Annotated in this window: 16 protein-coding genes and 1 pseudogene; 11 read left to right on the top strand and 6 right to left on the bottom strand. The window is 51.5% G+C overall.

Translation table 11 applies throughout. From position 1 onward, the window contains the following. Positions 1-186 precede the first annotated feature (186 nt). Together ABD892_RS20625 and ABD892_RS20620 are read left to right on the top strand one after the other, a co-directional pair. The gene (locus ABD892_RS20625) at positions 187-531 is read left to right on the top strand and encodes a PilZ domain-containing protein (protein ID WP_345198002.1); all 345 of its coding nucleotides are present in this window, start codon (positions 187-189) and stop codon (positions 529-531) included. Positions 532-609: 78 nt separating this feature from the next. Then, positions 610-1,092: an ester cyclase gene (locus ABD892_RS20620; RefSeq protein WP_345198000.1), complete on the top strand. Its 483-nt coding sequence runs from the start codon at positions 610-612 to the stop codon at positions 1,090-1,092. Between the two features lie 60 nt (positions 1,093-1,152). On the opposite strand, the gene lrp is transcribed toward ABD892_RS20620, so the two are convergent. Continuing rightward, entirely contained in the window at positions 1,153-1,641 is a 489-nt protein-coding gene (gene lrp, locus ABD892_RS20615; protein WP_345197999.1) for a leucine-responsive transcriptional regulator Lrp, read from the bottom strand. A 379-nt stretch (positions 1,642-2,020) separates the two neighbouring features. Between lrp and alr the strand changes: the two genes are divergently transcribed. The 3 genes from alr (at position 2,021) to ABD892_RS20600 (ending at position 4,652) form a co-directional block, all read left to right on the top strand. Next, positions 2,021-3,145, top strand: a complete 1,125-nt coding sequence (alr, locus tag ABD892_RS20610) for an alanine racemase (protein WP_345197998.1) — start codon at positions 2,021-2,023, stop codon at positions 3,143-3,145. A 76-nt stretch (positions 3,146-3,221) separates the two neighbouring features. Next, complete coding sequence (locus tag ABD892_RS20605; protein ID WP_345197997.1) at positions 3,222-4,049, top strand: SDR family oxidoreductase; 828 nt, start codon at positions 3,222-3,224, stop codon at positions 4,047-4,049. Positions 4,050-4,058: 9 nt separating this feature from the next. Further along, a complete protein-coding gene (locus tag ABD892_RS20600; RefSeq protein WP_345197996.1) occupies positions 4,059-4,652 on the top strand; it encodes a nucleoside deaminase in 594 nt (197 codons plus the stop codon). Between the two features lie 20 nt (positions 4,653-4,672). Here the strand turns inward: ABD892_RS20600 and ABD892_RS20595 are convergent, their stop codons facing one another. The 5 genes from ABD892_RS20595 to ABD892_RS20575 form a co-directional block, all read right to left on the bottom strand. Then, positions 4,673-5,512, bottom strand: a complete 840-nt coding sequence (locus tag ABD892_RS20595; RefSeq protein ID WP_345197994.1) for an ABC transporter permease subunit — start codon at positions 5,510-5,512, stop codon at positions 4,673-4,675. Further along, on the bottom strand, positions 5,509-6,423 hold the full coding sequence (locus ABD892_RS20590) for an ABC transporter permease subunit (RefSeq protein ID WP_345197993.1): 915 nt from the start codon (positions 6,421-6,423) through the stop codon (positions 5,509-5,511). Before ABD892_RS20590 ends, ABD892_RS20595 begins: the two co-directional genes overlap by 4 nt. Continuing rightward, on the bottom strand, positions 6,420-7,559 hold the full coding sequence (gene potA / locus ABD892_RS20585; protein WP_345197990.1) for a polyamine ABC transporter ATP-binding protein: 1,140 nt from the start codon (positions 7,557-7,559) through the stop codon (positions 6,420-6,422). The genes ABD892_RS20590 and potA overlap by 4 nt, the downstream gene beginning before the upstream one ends. Positions 7,560-7,797: 238 nt before the next feature. Continuing rightward, positions 7,798-8,892 (bottom strand): extracellular solute-binding protein, encoded by a 1,095-nt coding sequence (locus ABD892_RS20580; RefSeq protein ID WP_345197989.1) that lies wholly within the window; start codon positions 8,890-8,892, stop codon positions 7,798-7,800. Between the two features lie 204 nt (positions 8,893-9,096). Continuing rightward, entirely contained in the window at positions 9,097-10,011 is a 915-nt protein-coding gene (locus ABD892_RS20575; protein ID WP_345197988.1) for a cation diffusion facilitator family transporter, read from the bottom strand. 358 nt (positions 10,012-10,369) lie between these two features. Between ABD892_RS20575 and pfkA the strand changes: the two genes are divergently transcribed. The 6 genes and pseudogenes from pfkA (at position 10,370) to ABD892_RS20545 (ending at position 18,370) form a co-directional block, all read left to right on the top strand. Next, the gene (gene pfkA / locus ABD892_RS20570) at positions 10,370-11,350 is read left to right on the top strand and encodes a 6-phosphofructokinase (protein ID WP_345197986.1); all 981 of its coding nucleotides are present in this window, start codon (positions 10,370-10,372) and stop codon (positions 11,348-11,350) included. A 423-nt stretch (positions 11,351-11,773) separates the two neighbouring features. Continuing rightward, complete coding sequence (locus ABD892_RS20565; RefSeq protein WP_211827632.1) at positions 11,774-12,004, top strand: FeoA family protein; 231 nt, start codon at positions 11,774-11,776, stop codon at positions 12,002-12,004. Between the two features lies 1 nt (position 12,005). After that, complete coding sequence (gene feoB / locus ABD892_RS20560) at positions 12,006-14,360, top strand: Fe(2+) transporter permease subunit FeoB (RefSeq protein ID WP_345197985.1); 2,355 nt, start codon at positions 12,006-12,008, stop codon at positions 14,358-14,360. Further along, positions 14,360-14,617 (top strand): FeoC-like transcriptional regulator, encoded by a 258-nt coding sequence (locus ABD892_RS20555; protein WP_345197984.1) that lies wholly within the window; start codon positions 14,360-14,362, stop codon positions 14,615-14,617. Before feoB ends, ABD892_RS20555 begins: the two co-directional genes overlap by 1 nt. 199 nt (positions 14,618-14,816) lie before the next feature. Continuing rightward, the gene (locus ABD892_RS20550; protein ID WP_345197983.1) at positions 14,817-16,853 is read left to right on the top strand and encodes a neutral/alkaline non-lysosomal ceramidase N-terminal domain-containing protein; all 2,037 of its coding nucleotides are present in this window, start codon (positions 14,817-14,819) and stop codon (positions 16,851-16,853) included. Between the two features lie 379 nt (positions 16,854-17,232). Continuing rightward, positions 17,233-18,370: pseudogene (locus ABD892_RS20545) on the top strand (IS3 family transposase). The last annotated feature ends 358 nt before the right edge of the window (positions 18,371-18,728 follow it).

The raw sequence follows: 18,728 nt of genomic DNA, 5'->3' as shown, positions 1-18,728 counted from the left end.
AAAAATGTAAGACCAATGTCTTTTAAATAGTGATTAGCGCCCATGGTGTGTGATCATTTTCCTACAATAACTTCAGCCAACACCTGACAGCCTTCGTCCCGTTATATTTGTTACGGAAATTTTGTGCTCATATCACAGAACAGGTATTCTGGACGGCCGAATAAATAGAAAAATTTTTGTCACTGCATGAACGAAACATTTACTGAACAACGCAGACATGTTCGCAAGCGGCTTGATTGTACAGCGTTTGTCTTCGACACCATCACGGGTGAGAAGCTGGGCCGTATGTTTGACATTTCAAAAGAAGGGTTCATGTTGCTCACGACCCGGGAACTGTCCGCACAACAACAACTGAATCTCACCATGGAACTCCCCAACACGATCTCTGGCCAGCACAACATTGAGTTGTCAGCAGAATGCGTCTGGTGTCAGCCATCCAGTTTCAGTGAGGATTTTGGCGCAGGCTTCCGGGTCAAGGACATTTCAGAACAGGATAACGTTGCGTTGCAGTATTTTATACGCGACTTCTAAGCCAGTAATTGGTCGTTCGAGCACTCTACGACCAGTACCCCAAACTGGGTAATACTTTCACGCACCAGGGATGGCCGCATGAATTCAAAACTATTTGTGTCAGTGGAACAGGAGCGTTTAGCCGGCGAGCAGCTGGTTCGCCGTCACATTGAGTGGTCATGGAACCGGGGTAAAGAGAGGCTTCTTACCCATTGCCATACCAGGGATTTTTTTTACTTCAACTCACTGATAGGACGGAAAACCGATTTCCAGGGATTCAGTCAAACCATTCAACTGGTAAGGCACTACATGCCAGATCTGGAAGTCCTCACCGACGACATCATCGTTGACCACAACAAACTGGCGACAACATCCACCTTTTACGGCACCCTAAAAAAACCGTTGCCCGGCGTCGAACCTTCAGACCGGGTGATTACACTCTCTGCGATATCGGTGTGGTACATGCAGTCAGGCAGAATACGCAGTCTGACGACACTGTTTAACATGGAAGAATTACTGGAACAGACCGGACTCACCACACTGAAAAGCCAGCTGGCCCCGGTACTGTCAGCGGTATCTTGAATGCAGATGGGAGCAACAAACCTGCAAACAGCCTGTTGCTCCTTTACTGTGCTCAATGGATTAGCATTCGATCGGCAGGCTCAAAGTCTCTTTCACTTCTTCCATGACGATATAGCTCTTGGATTCCCTGACCCCCGGCAATTTCAGCAGGATGTCACCGAGCAGCTTGCGGTATGACGCCATCTCCGATATCCGGGCCTTGATCAGGTAATCAAAGTTACCCGACACAAGATGGCATTCCAGTACATTCGGCAGGCTGCCCACGGCCTGGCGAAACTCATCGAAAATATCCGCGGATTTGGAATACAGGCTGATCTCGACAAACACCAGCAGTCCTGCTTCCAGAAAGTTCGGATTCAGACGTGCACTGTACCCCTGAATAACATTTTCCCTTTCCAATCGCTTCACACGTTCCATGCAGGGCGTCGTACTGAGCCCCACCTTGTCAGCCAGTTCCACATAGGAAATACGGCCGTTTTCTTGCAGAACCCTCAAGATATTCCGGTCAATTCTGTCAAGCTGTCGTGTAATTTCTTTCCTGTTTCTCATGATACGAATCGATACTCTGGAGCACTGAGAAGCCATCGACAGTAAACGTCGCCCTGGTTAATAAGGCATCGTGTAAATACGTTAACTGAACAATGACACCGAACCTGCAGGAGATACTAGGCTCTGTACGAATCTGTCCACAGCACAGGGATTCCAGCTTGCGCAGCTCCCCAAAGCCCGTCGGAACAGCGAGCCTATCATAGGGTGAATACTATCACGTCTGCAGAGAAGTGATTCCATTTCCGGTGAATATCATGGTAAAACAATGACTCAGGCCATGATTTTATGCCCTGTTCACCCGATAGATCAGTTATTCCCTGCTGTCGCCGACATATTTCATGCTGTACACAGCCACTTTGGAACGGAGCCCTGCTTTTCGATGAGCCGTCCAGCCCAGGCCACTATCAACCTCCAGGCACTGAGAGATAACCTTGCGTTTGTCCGCCAACTCAGCAGCAGCAAAGTGGTTGGTGTTATCAAAGCCAACGCATACGGACATGGCGCCCTGACAATCGCCCGAGTACTGGAATCAGAACGAATAGACTGTCTCGCCGTTGCCTGTATTGAGGAAGCCCTGGAACTGCGACATAACGGAATACAGTCGCCTATCCTGCTACTGGAAGGTTTTTATTCGGCGGATGAGTTACCGCTGATCGAACAATACCAACTGACGACGGTTATCCAGCATCAGGATCAAATCGGCATGCTGCTGGCTTACCCGACCAAAGAACCACTGAGCATCTGGCTGAAACTGGATTCCGGCATGCATCGCATTGGTTTTCTGCCAAAGGATTACCCCAAGGCCTACCAAGCCCTAATCCAAAGCGGCAAGGTTAAAGATACGGTCTTTATGACCCATTTTTCCTGCGCCGACGATCTGAACAATGACTATACCCGTCGACAACTGTCTACATTCCGGCGAATCACGGCAGGGCTGGAGGGTGAAACCAGTCTGTGCAACTCCCCCGGCGTTCTCGGGTGGCCAGAAGCGCATGGCAACTGGGTTCGTCCAGGCCTGATGCTTTACGGTGCATCTCCCTTCGATGTCAATCACCCACATGCCAGACAGCTGAAACCCGTCATGGAGCTCTCCTCGAGTATCATTGCCATTCGTGATCTGCCCGCAGGTGTTCCCGTTGGTTACAGCGGCACATTTATCACCAATCGGACCACGCGTGCCGGTGTGGTCGCCATTGGCTATGCAGATGGCTATCCTCGACATACCCCCAGCGGCGCCCCGGTTGTTATAAACGGAAAACGCGCCCGTATCATGGGCAAGATTTCCATGGATATGATGACGGTTGATCTGACCGATCTGCCAGATGTCAAAACAGGCGATAAAGTCATACTATGGGGAGCAGAACTACCTGCAGCCGAAGTCGCCCAGCATGCTGGCACCATACCCTATGAATTGTTCTGTAATATGAAACGGGTGAACATCCGGTATATTGATGCTCCTGTCACCACGAAACAGTCAGACACAGCAGAATCCATCAGCCACTGACCACCGTCAGGCAACTGGTCGCCGATCATCCTGGGGGATAAAATACCCATCCCCCTAAGCCAGTTACACAACAACAATGAAAACCGTACTGATTACCGGCTGCTCTACAGGTATTGGTCGTGCGCTGTCAGTCAGCCTGCATCGTCATGGATTCAACGTCTGGGCGACAGCACGCAATCCGGAGTCCATTGCAGACCTTGAACCATCAGGAATTAAAACAGCCGCACTGGATGTCACAGATTCAAAACAGGTTGATGCATTAATTGACAACATCCTGGCGACTGATGGCAGGATCGATATGCTGATCAATAATGCCGGTTATGGCGCCATAGGGGCGATTGCAGAGACTCCGGCATCTGAAATCGAACGACAATTCACAACCAACACCTTCGCTCCCATCTATCTGATCCAGAAAGTTATCCCCACCATGCGACAGCAACGCAGCGGTATGCTTATCAATATTGGCAGTGTATCCGGAATACTCACCTCACCATTCTCCGGTGTTTACTGCGCCTCGAAAGCTGCACTGCATACGCTGTCAGAAGCACTGCGAATCGAACTGGAACCCTTTGGGATCGATGTCATTACCGTGCAACCTGGCGCCATTCAATCCAGTTTTGGCAAAACGGCGACACGGGTACTGGAGAAGATCCTGCCAGAACACTCCCTCTATCAACCGATTGAAGAAACCCTTCGCCGGCGAGCAGGTGCCTCGCAGGAGCGACCAACCACGGCTGAAGCATTTTCTGAAAAGCTGGCCTCCATCCTGCTGCGGGAGAAAAAGCCAGCTATCATCAGAATCGGTCGTGGCAGTTTCGTTATGCCATTTATCAAACGGTGGTTACCGCAACCGCTGCTGCAACGCCTGTTAAGTCGAATGTTCAACCTTAATCAGGTGAACTGAATACGATTCATGACGTCTCAGACATTCTCACTCGCATTACCGGCATGGGCAGAAAGAGAACACAGCCTCCTGCCTGAGTACCTGCCTTCACTGGAAGAACGGATGTCAGCGGTTATCCGCTTCTCACGACTGAATATTGAACATAATACAGGCGGGCCATTTGCCGCCGGTGTCTTTGAACGGAACTCTGGACGACGGATGATTATCGGCGTCAACCGGGTAATGGACAGTCACTGTTCCTCCGCCCATGCCGAAGTGATGGCGTTGTCACTGGCCCAAAAGGCGCTCGGGCAATGGGATCTTGGCAGCGCAGGCTTACCAGCCTACCAGCTGGTCGTCAATTGGCGCCCGTGCGTGATGTGTTATGGAGCGGTCCTATGGTCTGGCATACGATCACTGGTTGTTGCTGGCAGCGGTCCGGAACTGGAACAGATCACCGGGTTTGATGAAGGGCCAATCCATCCGGACTGGAAAGGTGAGTTCAAAAAACGAGGCATAGACGTCACCGACAATATCCTCACTAATGAGGCGATTGCCGTTTTCCGGCAATTCAGGGATGAAGGCCATGTTGTTTATAACGCCAGGCAGGGGGAACCTGCCTGACGAAAGAGCACCATAAACGTTTATAGCTCATCCATGCCTTTAAGCGCTTCCGCCTCCCGTTGCTGGAGATCCGCACGTCTCGCCAGCCACCAGGCAATGAATGCCGCCAACGACACCACCAAAATAATCAGTGTCGCTAACGCATTGATCTTCGGTGTCACACCCAGTCGTACCGATGAAAAGACCACCATCGGCAGCGTGGTTGACCCTGGACCAGACACAAAACTCGCAATAACTAGGTCATCCAGTGACAACGTAAACGACAACAGCCAACCCGCCGCCAAAGCCGGAGCAATGGTTGGAATAGTAATCAGGAAAAATGTTTTCAGCGGTGTGGCGCCCAGATCCATGGCCGCTTCCTCAATAGAAACATCGACTTCCCGCAACCGCGATGAAACGACGACCGTCACATAAGCCGTACAGAAGGTCACATGGGCAATCCAGATGGTCAACATGCCACGATCCTGCGGCCAACCAATGCTTTGCGCCATAAAGACAAATAGCAGCAGCAATGACAGACCAATGATGACATCCGGCATCACCAGCGGTGCAGTGATCAGGCTGTTAAACAGCGTTTTCCCGCGGAAACGGGAAAAACGCGTCATGATATACGCCGACATTGTGCCCAGCACCACCGCCATCGAGGATGTCCAGAACGCGATCTGCAAGCTGGTCCAGACGGCAGCCATCAACTGATCATCCCGGAACAGTTCCAGGTACCACTTACCGGAAAAACCCGCCCATACAGTCACCAAGCGTGACTCGTTGAACGAGTAGATCACCAGGATCAGCATCGGCACGTAGAGAAAAACCAGCCCGGCCACCAGCATCAGGTTGGTGAATGACAAACTCCGTTTCATCGTTCGCCCTCCAGCTCACGGGCCTGAAAGTGGTTAAACAGGGCGATGGGCAGCAACAGAATCAGCAGCATCACCATAGCCAGGGCCGATGCCACCGGCCAGTCACGGTTATTAAAGAACTCCTGCCAGAGCACTTTCCCAATCATCAACGTTTCTGGTCCGCCCAACAGCTGCGGGATGACCACTTCACCGACCGCCGGGATAAACACCAGCATGAAACCCGCGATAATACCGCTCCGGGACAGTGGCAGCGTCACCCTGAAGAATGATTCCCAGGGGCGCGCGCCGAGATCCTGTGCCGCTTCCAGCAGCGAATTATCCAGCTTCACCAAGTTCGCATACAGCGGCAACACCATGAACGGCAAGTAGGCGTACACAATGCCAATATAGACCGCCAGATTGGTGTTCATGATAATCATGGGATGATCAATCACGCCCAGCCACATCAGGAAGTTATTTAGTAACCCGTTGTTTTTCAGAATCCCCATCCAGGCATAAATCCGGATCAGGAACGAAGTCCACGACGGCAGCAGTACCAGCAAAACGAGCAGTGTCTGACGTCGCTTCGAGGCCCGGGACATGGCATAAGCCATGGGATAACCCAGCAACAGACAGAGGCATGCCGATATAAAGGCGATCTTCACTGATCCCAGATAGGCGGCAAAGTACAGCTCATCATCCGCCAGGAACAGGTAGTTTCCAAGGTTGAGGACGATGGTCAGCGCTTCATCGGCATACTCAAAAATCGCCGAATAAGGCGGGATGGCAATCTCGGAATACGCAAAACTGATTTTCAGGACAATGGCGAAGGGTACCAGGAAAAACAGCACCAGCCACAGGTACGGTGTGCCGATCACCAGCCCCCGCCCGAAGCTGCTCCGGGTTTCATGCCAGTTAGTTAACCACTTCATGAGTTCAGCACCACGCAGTTGGTGGAATCCCAGAAGACATATACTTCATCATCCCAGGTCGGGTTATCCGCAGTACGCTCCACGTTGGCCATGTTGCACTGAATGACCTTGCCAGAGGGCAGCTCTACGTAGTACACGGAATGCGCGCCAAGATAAGCAATATCAACCACAATACCTTTCGCCCAGTTATGCTCTTCTTCAGGCTTATCCACATCTACGAAGATTTTTTCCGGACGAACAGCGACCCAGACCTTCCGCTCTTCGAGTGCAGTCGTAATACCGTGACCGATACGCACTGGTACCGGCAGATCCTTACTGTCGATAATGACGTGGTCGGCTGCATCGGAAACGATTTCACCTGCGAAGATATTGATGGAACCAATGAACTCCGCCGTCATACGACAGTTCGGGGTTTCATAGATATCCATCGGTGTACCGGTCTGAACGATCCAGCCGGCGTCCATGATGCCGATTCGGTCGGCCATGGTCATGGCTTCTTCCTGGTCGTGGGTAACCATCAGGCAGGTGACGCCTACTGTTTCCAGAATCTCTACCACTTCCAGTTGCATCTGGGTACGCAGCTGTTTATCGAGCGCTCCCATGGGCTCATCAAGAAGCAGCAGTTTTGGACGCTTGGCCAGGCTGCGGGCCATGGCCACACGCTGACGCTGTCCACCGGACAACTGATGGGGCTTGCGCCGCGCATACTTGCTCATCCGCACCATTTTCAGCAGTTCTGCCACTCGGTCAGCGATTTCCGCCTTGGGCAGACGATCCTGCTTCAAACCAAACGCCACGTTCTGTTCCACTGTCATATGGGGAAACAATGCATACGACTGAAACATCATATTGATAGGGCGTTCATATGGCGGCAGGTCGGTAATATCCTGACCATCCAGGAAAATACGCCCATCGGTAGGCTTCTCGAAACCGGCCAGAATACGCAACAGTGTGGACTTGCCAGAACCGGAACCACCCAGCAGGCCAAAGATCTCACCCTTGTGGATTGTCAGGCTGACATCATCCACGGCTACCGTCTCGTCAAAGTGCTTACTGACACGGTCGATGCGCAACAGCACCTCTTTTTTTTCCCGGGCGCTTAATTTCTTCTTGTAAAAGGTGGACGCTACTGCCATGAAAATACGTCTCCACTCGGCGGGCACCTTAAATGCGCCAGCCGAAAAAACTGTCTAACAGGAAATGTTTCAAATGTAGTCCATGAGCACCTGCCAGACATGCTGCAAGTGCTCGCCGGATGGCCGGATTCGTCTCTCTAAAGACGACCATGACAGGGAAAAGTTCCCCGCCAGCCCTTATACGGGCTGGACATGGTGACTCAGGGGGACGAAAGGAGACCGGGCATCCGACAGGCGACTACCGCCCCGATTTAATCCGGTTCCAACTTCGGGTTATCGTTCGGTTCAACGCCGGCGACACTTCCCGGAAGGTATATAGATTGGCCATGGTATCGGCATCCGGATAAATGCCGGGGTTGTTGCGGATAGCAGGATCAAGCAACGGCGTCGCGGCATCATTGGGATTGGCGTACGCCACATAGTCGGAAATCGCGGCAATGACCTTCGGCTTCATCAGGTAATCAAGAAACCGGTGGGCGTTTTCAGCATTTGCCGCATCCTTAGGAATGGCCAGCATATCAAACCAGACGCCGGCCCCTTCTTTCGGGATCGAATAACGGATATTCACGCCATTGCCAGCATCATCGGCGCGATCAGCCGCCTGGAAGACATCTCCGGACCAGCCAACAGCAACACAGATTTCACCATTGGCCAGATCGGAAATATAACGGGAAGAATGGAAGTAACGCACGTGGGGACGCACTTTCAGCAGCGTCTCCTCCGCCTTGCGATAATCGTCGGAACGCTGGGTGTTCGGATCCAGTCCCAGATAGGACAGCGCCGCCGGCAACATTTCTGTCGGCGAATCAAGGAATGCAACGCCACACTGGGCCAGCTTCTTCATGTTCTCCGGCTCCATCACCAGAGCCCAGCTATCCACCGGTGCATCAGCACCCAGGACCTTTTTCACCTTATCCGGGTTATAACCGATACCAGTCGTTCCCCACATATAGGGCATTGCATGGGTATTCTTGGGATCATGCTCCTGCAGACGGTTGAGCATATCCGTGTTCAGGTGTTTCCAGTTAGGCAGGCTGGCTTTATCCAGCGGCAGGAAAACACCGGCTTTTATCTGGCGAGCCAGGAACTCGCTGGTAGGGGCAACGATGTCATAACCACTACGACCGGACAGCAGCTTGGCTTCAAGCACTTCGTTACTGTCAAACACGTCATAGACGACTTTGATACCGGTTTCTTTCTCAAAATTGGCAATCGTATCGTTGGCGATGTAGTCGCTCCAGTTGTACACATGCACAACGTTCTCTGCTGCTACACCGCCACTCAGGCTGAAGGCGAAGACAATTGGCGCCAGAATATGTTTGAAGAAGGTCATTTATAATCCTTCTGCTTCCTGCTAACTCCCGTTGGACAACAAGCCACTTGCGTGTGGCCACCCCCTTTACTCATTCACTGCCAGATACAGTTATGAACAAGAAAAAATGCGAAAAAGACAATTGAGTATTGCAGGGCGCACATTGTCCTCATCAAACGTCAGGGGTCAATTATTATTGGTACAAAATTTGTACTTTCCAGAAATTTAATGACGATGATCATGTGCCAGATCGCTTTGACTTTCCAGAGGGGGCTCTGAATCCGTACAGTAATCCTGCTCCAGTTGAATGGTGGCATGATCAACACCGAATCGTTCGCGCAGTACATCATTGATGGCTTTCAATGTTTTGCCGTTACTGGCCAGTTCCGTGGTTTTGACATGCAGGGTCATCAGAATTCTTTCCGGTGATAATGCCCAGATATGCACATGATGCACATCCAGCGCTTGAGGCACCCGCTCTACGATTGCCAGACGCACTTCTTCCGCGACCAGATGCTCAGGCGCTCCTTCCATCAGAATATGTGCCGCCTGCCGCAGCAATACCCAGGCGCTGCGTAGTATCAGGCCGGATACTACGACGGATAAGATCGGATCAATCGGTGTCCATCCGGTTAGCATGATCACCAATGCCGCAATAATGGCTGCCAGGGATCCCAGCAGATCACCCATAACATGCAAAGCGGCTCCCCGCATGTTGAGGTTATGGCGATCCCCACCGTGCAATATGGCGAAGGCGACAACATTCACCACCAGCCCAATGGTCGCCACCACAAGCATCGTACCACTCAGTACCGGCGCCGGATGCCAGAGACGTTTACAGGCTTCAACCACAATGAATGCCACAATCACAAACAAGGACAGTGCATTGAGAAATGCGGCCAGTGTCGTCGTTCGGTGGTAACCAAAGGTTCGGCGTGCATCAGGTTTGCGTTCGCTGTAACGCAGTGCAATCAGTGCCAGAAATAACGATGCTGCATCCGTCAGCATGTGCCCAGCATCTGCCAGCAACGCCAGCGATCCGGATATCAGGCCGCCAGCCACTTCCACAAACATAAAGCCAGCGGTAAGCAGGAAGGCAATGATCAGACGATTGCGGCTATCAATATGCGCATGTGTCATGGCTTTTCCAACCAGGGAACGGGGAAGAAGCTACTGCGATCTGGAAAGAGTATAGGCTGATGGGCTGGACGAAAACACACTCTCTAAAAACGACAAAACCCCGAAACCGGGGTTCTGACGATCATTGTTTGTACGCTTCCATGCGCCACACTGCCCTGTGCGTTCGCCATCCTTGCAGGGTTAATGTAACCCTGCCGTAAATTTGACAATAGCCGACAACGCCCCATTCGTACGTGAGATATTTCTCACAGCATAACTGACCTTCACTATCACAGTATCAGGCCGACATGCTTTTAAGCCCGGCAATGACCGGTACAACCCTGCCCAAATGGATCTTTATGGAGTCAAGCAGACAGTCATGGAACGCCCGATCAAACATATTGGCCTCCTCACGTCCGGTGGCGATGCACCTGGCATGAATGCCGCCATTCGTGCTGTTGTCTGCGCCTGTGAGCACTACAACATCTCTGTCACCGGGATCAAGGCAGGCTACCAGGGGCTAATCAATGGCTGGTTCACATCTCTAGACAGTCATTCACTCATACACAGCCTGTGCCGTGGTGGCACACTGTTAAAATCTGCCCGCTGCCAGGCCTTCCGTACCCAGGAAGGACGTGCCCAGGCATGGCAAAATCTACAGCAGTCCGGCATTGATGCACTGGTAGTCATTGGTGGTGACGGATCGCTAACCGGCGCAGCCCTGCTGGAACAGGAATACCCTGTCGCAGTCATCGGTATTCCGGCGACAATCGATAATGACATCTTTGGCACCGATGCCTGTATTGGCTATGACACCGCTACTAATACCGTCGTGGAAGCCATCGATAAAATCCATGACACCGCAGCGTCCCACAATCGACTGTTTTTTATTGAAGTTATGGGACGGAATTCAGGCTTTATTGCACTGAATGCTGGTATCGCGGCAGGTTGCTCCGCCATTCTGGTACCTGAACACTACCAACCTGTCGATGACATTATCGAACGCTTTGCCAGCTGCGATATGGCGGGAGATGCAGGTATTGTCATTGTCGCAGAAGGCCATCAGAACGGTGGAATTGCCGAACTAGCCAGCATTACCGCAAGACGTCTGCCTGATTTTGATATTCGCGTCTCTATACTGGGCCATATTCAGCGCGGCGGCTCCCCCAGCTGTGCTGACCGGGTATTGGCCGGACGACTGGGGGTATATGCCATTGAGCAGCTGCGCAGAGGTGAAAGCGGTACCATGGTTGCCCTTCAGCATCAGCTCGTCTGCAGTCTCCCTCTACATGACGTCATCCAACAACAGCCAGCACTACAGACGGAACAGCTCAGGGTCTCCCGCATTCTGGCCATGTAATATCACTGGATGATTGGTTTATCTGATAAAAACACGGGGTTCTTTTTCTAGTAATCCCGTCACACAGAGTCACTTTACCCATACTTACTACAGCATTACGGAATGCTACAGAGGCTTGCTCAATAGCCCTGGCAAGTGGAGGGCTTTTTATAGTCACCCACTCTGCCATTAAGCATTTTTGCAACGAACCATAAAGTACATAACCCTACAAAACATCGGCATACACCGATGCCAAAGCCCGGGCAAATGGGATTAGATGTACAAAACAGCAATTCATTGATCAAAACACCACCAATTATCCGATATTGATTACGATCAATGCTATTTTTTTACTAAAATTGATAATGATTCTTAATTGTTACTACATTCGCAATTCGCTCTGATTCCTGAAGGGGTCAGCCACTGCGGGAGGATCACCATTTTATGGCTTTGACACTGGGCGACCTGACCGTCGGAGACAGCGGAACCATCACTGGTTTTGCCTCCAACCATCGTACCTACCGGCGCAAGCTACTCACCATGGGCATGACACCCGGCACCACGTTCAAGGTGTGCCGCGTTGCCCCACTGGGCGACCCCATTGAGCTGGAGCTGCGCGGCTTCCAGTTGAGCCTGCGTCGTGAAGAAGCACGTATTGTCGAGGTATCCCAGTAAGATGTCTGACTCCTTTACCGTCGCTGTCGTCGGCAACCCGAACGCGGGAAAAACAAGCCTATTCAACGCCATGACCGGCGCTCGCCAGCGCGTGGGTAACTGGCCTGGCGTGACTGTGGAAAAGAAAACCGGTGAATACCAGTTCCACGGCAAGCACATTACTCTGGTGGATCTGCCCGGTACCTATTCTCTGGATGTCATCAGCGAAGATGTATCCCTCGACGAACGCATTGCCCGCGATTACGTACTCGCCGGCCATGCCGACCTGATTATCAACATCGTCGATGCCTCCAACTTCGAGCGTAACCTTTACCTCACCACACAGTTGATGGAAATGAAGCAGCCGGTCGTGGTTGTCCTCAATATGATGGACATGCTGAAAGACAAAGGCATGGAGCTGGATGTTGAAAAGCTGGAGCGCCTGCTGGGCTGCCCGGTGGTACCGGTCGTGGCCAGCCGCAGCAAAGGGATCGAAGAGCTTCAGGAAGTCATCAACCGAACGATTAAAAACCCTGCGGCGACCGTGCAACACAACACCGTGCCGTCGGAAGATTTACAATTGGCGATTAGCCAGCTGGCAGAGCAACTGGCACCGATAGCCACACAAAACCGTGTTGAACCCGAATGGTTGGCCCTGAAGCTGCTGGAAGGCGACAGCGACCTGGAACAGTGGCTCGACAGCGAGATGCTGTGTACGGTTAACTGCCGTCGCACAGCACTGGAAGAAACCTGCAGCGAAGATGCCGATATCCTGATCGCAGATGCCCGCTATCAGTTCATCAGTAACATCACCGCACAGGTGCTTGAACGTCGAGGCAGCCTGTCAAAAACCATCAGCGCGAAAATTGATGCCATCGTTCTGAACCGCATGTTGGGACTGCCCATCTTCCTGGGCGTGATGTACCTCATGTTCCTGTTCACCATCCAGGTGGGCAGTGCCTTCATTGATTTCTTTGATATCTTCACCGGTACCGTATTGGTTGATGGCGGTCGTTATGTGCTGACCAACATGGGTGCCCCGGATTTTCTGATCACCCTGCTGGCAGATGGTGTTGGCGCCGGTATTCAAACTGTCTCCACCTTCATTCCGGTCATTGCCTGCCTGTTTCTGTTCCTGTCCGTTCTGGAGGATTCCGGTTACATGGCCCGGGCGGCATTCGTTATCGACCGTGCCATGAATGCCATTGGACTGCCGGGTAAGTCGTTTGTCTCCCTGCTGGTCGGCTTCGGCTGTAACGTACCTTCCATCATGGGCGCACGTACCATGGAGAATCCCCGGGACCGTATGTTGTCGATCATGATGGCGCCGTTCATGTCCTGTGGTGCGCGACTGCCGGTCTACGTCCTCTTTGCTGCCGCGTTCTTCCCCTATAATGGCCAGAATGTGGTATTTGCGCTGTATCTGATCGGTATTGCCGTGGCCGTTATGACCGCTGTCATCATGAAGCGCACCCTGCTGCCCGGTGAAACCAGCCCGTTCATCATGGAGTTGCCGGACTATCATCGCCCTCTAGCCAAGCAGGTACTGCTGCGCACCTGGGATCGCCTGAAAGTCTTCATTCTCGGTGCGGGTAAAATCATCGTTATCGTTGTCACCGTACTGGGTGTTCTGAACTCCATGGGTACGGATGGCACCTTCGGAAATGAAAACACGGATAAGTCAGTACTGAGTGAAGTGGGCCGTACGATTACGCCCGTGTTCTCACCAATGGGTATGACGAAAGAGAACTGGCCGGCGGCAGTGGGTATCTTCACGGGTATCTTTGCAAAAGAAGCCGTTGTTGGCACCCTGGATGCCATGTACAGCCAGTTGGCAGGTTTTTCATCGGCAGATGCGGTTGATGAATATAGCCTCTTGGGCGGTGTTAAAGAGGCCCTGGCGACGATTCCTGAAAACCTGGCCGCCATTGGCGACAGCCTGTCTGATCCCCTGGGTATCGAGATTGGCGTCATCTCTGATAGTGGTGCCGTGGCCGAAGAACAGGGCATGGCCGCGACCAACCTGAGCGTTATGCAACAGCTGTTCGCTACCAAGGCGGCGGCTATCGCCTATCTGCTACTGATTCTCCTGTATACCCCTTGTGTCGCAGCGCTCGGCGCGATCTATCGGGAAACCAACATGCGCTGGACCGTATTCATCGGCTCATGGACGTTCTTCATGGGCTACCTCGCGGCCACGTTGTACTACCAAGCGTCAATCTGGACCCAGAACCCTGTCAGCGCGACCAGCTGGATCGCTGGTATGCTGGCAGTGTTCATCGCAGTCATCATTGGTCTGCGCCGGTTCGGCAGTATCGAGATGGACAACAAAGTGCCGGTAACAGTCACCTCTGGTAAGAGTTGCTGTAGCTCATAATGTTGATACCACTGAAAAACTACCTAGCCGAACAGGGCCAGGTCAGCCTGGCTGATCTGGCCAAGCACTTCAAAAGCAGCCCGGACGCTCTCCGGGGCATGCTGTCCCACTGGGTAAGAAAAGGCCGCGTCTGCAAGGAGACACTGGGCTGTAACAAGGGTTGTGCCTCCTGTCCTCCAGAACAGACCGAGATCTATCGTTGGCTGGGTCCGCGGGCTGCGCAGCCCGGACAGATCCCTCTCTGCCAACTGGCCTAGTCAGCACAAGAAAGAGCAACCCGATTACATACACCGCGTCATGGTATGAAAAGGACTCCTGCCATGATCGGATTTCTCTGCCTCACACGCGATACACTGGCTAATATGCCTATTTCTGATGGCGATAGTGTTATTGGAACACCGCCATGACTGCTATAAAGTAGCGCCAAAGTACAACAATAATAAGACTGGACATGTCATGACAGGATTCGTACGACTGCGTCGGCATTTGCCCGCACTGCTTTTTACCGTCTTATTCATCTCCGGCTGCGCCAATACTGAAACATACCGTGTCGCTTATACCGAAGCCCAGCAGAAGTCTTCAACCGGGCAGCTGACTGCAGGTGTCGCTCATGCCGATATCACACCTCCTCCTGGACTCCCCCGTGCTGGCTACTCCATGTGGTCAACGACCGGAGAAGGATTCCGTAATCGACTGGCGGCACGTGCCTTCTACCTGAAAGATGCTGAAGGTAATGCACTGGCCATCGTGCAAACCGATCTGCTGGCAGGTTCACGCATTCTTCAGGGTAAAGTGGCAGAAGTCGTCGCCCAGAAGACCGATATTGATGCTGGTAACCTCGCCATAACGGCCACACATACGCATTCCGGCCCCGGCCAATACCTTGGCAGTGCTTTCTATAACAAACATGCATCCCACAAGGATGGCTTTGACCCGATCTACTTTGATTTCCTAGTTAAACAACTCTCAACAGCGATCATTGAAGCTTATGAGTCACAACAACCTGCCAAAATCGCTACCGGACGTACCGATGTGTGGGGATGGACCAGAAACCGTTCACTGGAACCGTATCTGAATAACGACACAACAGAGAATCTTGCCAACACGGCCAGTGACGCCTTCCATGCCATCAATCCTGCGCTTTATATGGTCCGTATCGATACACAACAGGAAGATGGCACCTACAAGCCTGCCGGCGCTTTTGCCAGCTTCTCTATACACGGTACAGGGGTGCCTGAGCGTGATCCTTTCTTCAATGCAGATATCTGGGCTTATATTCAAAACGATGTAAAGTGGGCCATCGAAAAGGCGTATGACACAGAACAAGCTGTCGTCTTTGGCGCATTTGAAGGTACCCACGGCGATATGGCACCCGCATCCCGCCTGGAAATGCTGGGGCAAATTGAATCGCGTCGTGTCGGTAAAGGTATCGCCAAACACGCCTGGAATTTGTTCCAATCACTGGATACTGAACTCTCTGATACCCTGTCTCTCCGTACAGCGACCCGTGAGCTGGATATCAGGAATAATAATACCTATGGTGACGTCAGTATCTGCGAGGAAGCGGCTGCTGGTAATACTCTCGCTGCCGCTCCCTTTGAACACACGTCACCGGTTATCGGATACCTTCCATTCTTCAAGCAGGGATCACGCCGCACATTCTTTACCAATAACTGTAATGGAGAGCGTCGTATACTCGGTTTTGATTCGCTACAGAGAATTCTGGAACCCAAAGATTCATTCCCAAGAACCGTCCTGTTCCAGGCCTTCCAGATTGGCGATATGGCAATCATCCCACTGCCCTATGAAATCACTGCCGAATCTGGCAAGCGGATAGAAGACGGCGTTCGGGACATCTATAAAAATCATGGCCAGTCTATCCGTCACGTCATGGTATCGAGTCTTGCCAATGGTTATACCGGGTACATGACGACACCTGAAGAATATGCCATCCAGTATTACGAAGGCGGACATACTATCTATGGCAAATATACCCAGCCTGTCATAACCGGGCATGCAGTTAATCTTGTGGATAGCCTCCTTCAGGGTTCAGATAACGTCCGTGATCTGCCAGACACCCAAGAATACACACTGAAGACCCGACAATTTGTGCCTGATGCTGTTGAGCCAAATGAATCCATACGTTCAGTACTGACTGCACCTGAATACAAGCACGCCTATAGCAATGAAGAAGGCCACTGGGCCTTCAAATGGCAAGATGTGGGCCCTGGTTTAATTAACCTGCATAAACCCTTGATCAGCATTGAAAGCAGCGAGAATGGCAAGGAATGGGCACCTCTTGTCGTCAATGAGATACCAGTCGATGACAATGGCTATGATATTGCTATCCAGATGTTGGAAGATGAAGGGGAATTCGCGGAATACACAGCCTACTGGTATAACCCTGTCTTTGAAGGCAAGAAGCGACAATTCAGGTTTGCGATCCAAGCTAGGGCGAACCAGCCAGTCCTCTATTCCCCCGCGTTTCGTTAATTTGTCTTTTGGGGAGTGTTCAGCACTCCCTTATTTTGAATTCTTGATATTTGTATCCGGATTCAGTTTTTTTCCTTTCCATAAACCCTGAGCATTCTGCGTTCAGAGCTTTTAGGGGATTCTGGATTTGCTTGCATCAAACAAAAGCTGTGTAAAACCCGAAATGTCTTAACCAGCCAGCTGTGATTTATTAAATGAAACATCAACCTAAATTTCGCAGTTAAATTTCATGAAACCAGTGCCATGAAGGAGTAAAACCAGCCGTTTTTTCTAACTCCGTTATAACTGTCTACGATCTGGAACACTGGATATTGTAATGGTTTAATGATCCCGGACACCTTTTTAGGTGGTAAAGTCACCGCCATAAAAGAGGTGTCCAATGACCAGAAAGCGTCATTCCTTTACGGCAGAATTCAAACTTGAAGCCGCCAGCCTGGTACTCGATCAGGACTATTCCATACCAGAAGCAAGTCGTTGAAACAGTGCTCAGACGCTGGGTTAAACAGCTGCAACAGGAGCGTTCAGGCTGCACGCCTCCCGGCAAGGCTCTGACACCTGAGCAGAAACGCATTCAGGAGCTGGAGGCTCGTGTGAACCGGCTGGAACGGGAGAAAGCCATATTAAAAAAGGCCACCGCTCTCTTAATGTCGGACGAACTCGAACGTACGAGCTGATCAGCCAATTGAGGGAGCAGGAAACGGTGGAACTGGCCTGCTCAGTATTTGATATTGCCCCATCTTGCTTTTATGACCATTTACGTCGAAAACAGCCCATAGATGTTGAACGCCTGCATCTTCGAAGTGAGGTCAACCGGCTCTTTACTGCAAGTCGTTCTTCTGCTGGCAGCAGAACACTGACACTGATGATGCGTGAACAAGGACATATCATCGGACGCTATAAAGTGCGTCAGTTAATGAAAGAGGCCGCATTGGTGTGCAAACAGCCGGGCTCACCCAACTATAAGGTGGCAACAGTAGAGCGATTGGACATTCAAACCGTCTGAATCGGGTATTTGATGTGATAGCTCCCGACCAGGCGTGGTGCGGTGATATCACGTATATCTGGACAGGCTGCAAGTGGAGCTATCTGGCGACAGTGTTGGATTTATACAGTCGCCGGGTTGTCGGTTGGGCCATGTCCGAACGACCGGATGCTTCACTGCACTGGATATGGCTTATGCGCATCGTGGTAAGCCTTCAGGCCTGCTGTTCCACTCAGATCAAGGCAGCCAGTATGCCAGTCGTATCTTCAGGCAACGGTTATGGCGCTATCGCATGAGACAGAGTATGAGTCGCCTTGGTAACTGCTGGGATAATGCCCCGATGGAGCGTTTATTCAGGAGTCTGAAAACTGAATGGATTCCGGCGTCAGGCTACCCAACCCGGGAGCAGGCGAAACGGGATATCAGTTATTATCTGATGGATTATTACAACTGGTGGCGACCACATCATCATAATGGTGGACTACCGCCTGCCTTGGCTGAGAATCGGCTTAACTTATTGTCCGGGAATTGTTGACCACTACACAAACCGATCTACGAAGGAAACCTACCAATTTCTCCAGACAATACAGAACAGATCACAGAGGATTAAACTGCAGCTTGAAAAAGCGATTGATATAAGTTGGGCTGAATTATTACGTTCCACCAATGGAGAACGTGACTGAATTTAGTCAACCCTATGTCCAACACGGGGTACAAAATTATTTCGATTTTAAACTACAGAATTTAGATTCAATGATGCAAAAGCAATGAGAAGTGAGCTAAAAAGTTTTACGACCCCAAAGAAAAAAACCTGACCAGTTGCCTGATCAGGGTTTTCTCATTAAAGCCTGGCGATGACCTACTCTCACATGGGGAGACCCCACACTACCATC

It is taken from the genome of Kistimonas scapharcae (assembly GCF_039540975.1).
In the GTDB taxonomy this organism is placed as follows: domain Bacteria; phylum Pseudomonadota; class Gammaproteobacteria; order Pseudomonadales; family Endozoicomonadaceae; genus Kistimonas; species Kistimonas scapharcae.
The sequence above is the reverse complement of the archived record's forward strand: the minus strand, read 5'-3'. Positions and strand labels throughout refer to the sequence as shown.

Excerpts from the sequence above, each read along its gene's own strand:
- pfkA (WP_345197986.1), top strand. The coding sequence starts at position 10,370 with ATGGAACGCCCGATCAAACATATTGGCCTCCTCACGTCCGGTGGCGAT.
- ABD892_RS20590 (WP_345197993.1), bottom strand. The coding sequence starts at position 6,423 with ATGAAGTGGTTAACTAACTGGCATGAAACCCGGAGCAGCTTCGGGCGG.
- ABD892_RS20580 (WP_345197989.1), bottom strand. The coding sequence starts at position 8,892 with ATGACCTTCTTCAAACATATTCTGGCGCCAATTGTCTTCGCCTTCAGC.
- ABD892_RS20575 (WP_345197988.1), bottom strand. The coding sequence starts at position 10,011 with ATGACACATGCGCATATTGATAGCCGCAATCGTCTGATCATTGCCTTC.
- ABD892_RS20600 (WP_345197996.1), top strand. The coding sequence starts at position 4,059 with ATGACGTCTCAGACATTCTCACTCGCATTACCGGCATGGGCAGAAAGA.
- feoB (WP_345197985.1), top strand. The coding sequence starts at position 12,006 with ATGTCTGACTCCTTTACCGTCGCTGTCGTCGGCAACCCGAACGCGGGA.
- potA (WP_345197990.1), bottom strand. The coding sequence starts at position 7,559 with ATGGCAGTAGCGTCCACCTTTTACAAGAAGAAATTAAGCGCCCGGGAA.
- alr (WP_345197998.1), top strand. The coding sequence starts at position 2,021 with ATGAGCCGTCCAGCCCAGGCCACTATCAACCTCCAGGCACTGAGAGAT.
- lrp (WP_345197999.1), bottom strand. The coding sequence starts at position 1,641 with ATGAGAAACAGGAAAGAAATTACACGACAGCTTGACAGAATTGACCGG.
- ABD892_RS20625 (WP_345198002.1), top strand. The coding sequence starts at position 187 with ATGAACGAAACATTTACTGAACAACGCAGACATGTTCGCAAGCGGCTT.
- ABD892_RS20605 (WP_345197997.1), top strand. The coding sequence starts at position 3,222 with ATGAAAACCGTACTGATTACCGGCTGCTCTACAGGTATTGGTCGTGCG.
- ABD892_RS20565 (WP_211827632.1), top strand. The coding sequence starts at position 11,774 with ATGGCTTTGACACTGGGCGACCTGACCGTCGGAGACAGCGGAACCATC.
- ABD892_RS20620 (WP_345198000.1), top strand. The coding sequence starts at position 610 with ATGAATTCAAAACTATTTGTGTCAGTGGAACAGGAGCGTTTAGCCGGC.
- ABD892_RS20595 (WP_345197994.1), bottom strand. The coding sequence starts at position 5,512 with ATGAAACGGAGTTTGTCATTCACCAACCTGATGCTGGTGGCCGGGCTG.
- ABD892_RS20555 (WP_345197984.1), top strand. The coding sequence starts at position 14,360 with ATGTTGATACCACTGAAAAACTACCTAGCCGAACAGGGCCAGGTCAGC.
- ABD892_RS20550 (WP_345197983.1), top strand. The coding sequence starts at position 14,817 with ATGACAGGATTCGTACGACTGCGTCGGCATTTGCCCGCACTGCTTTTT.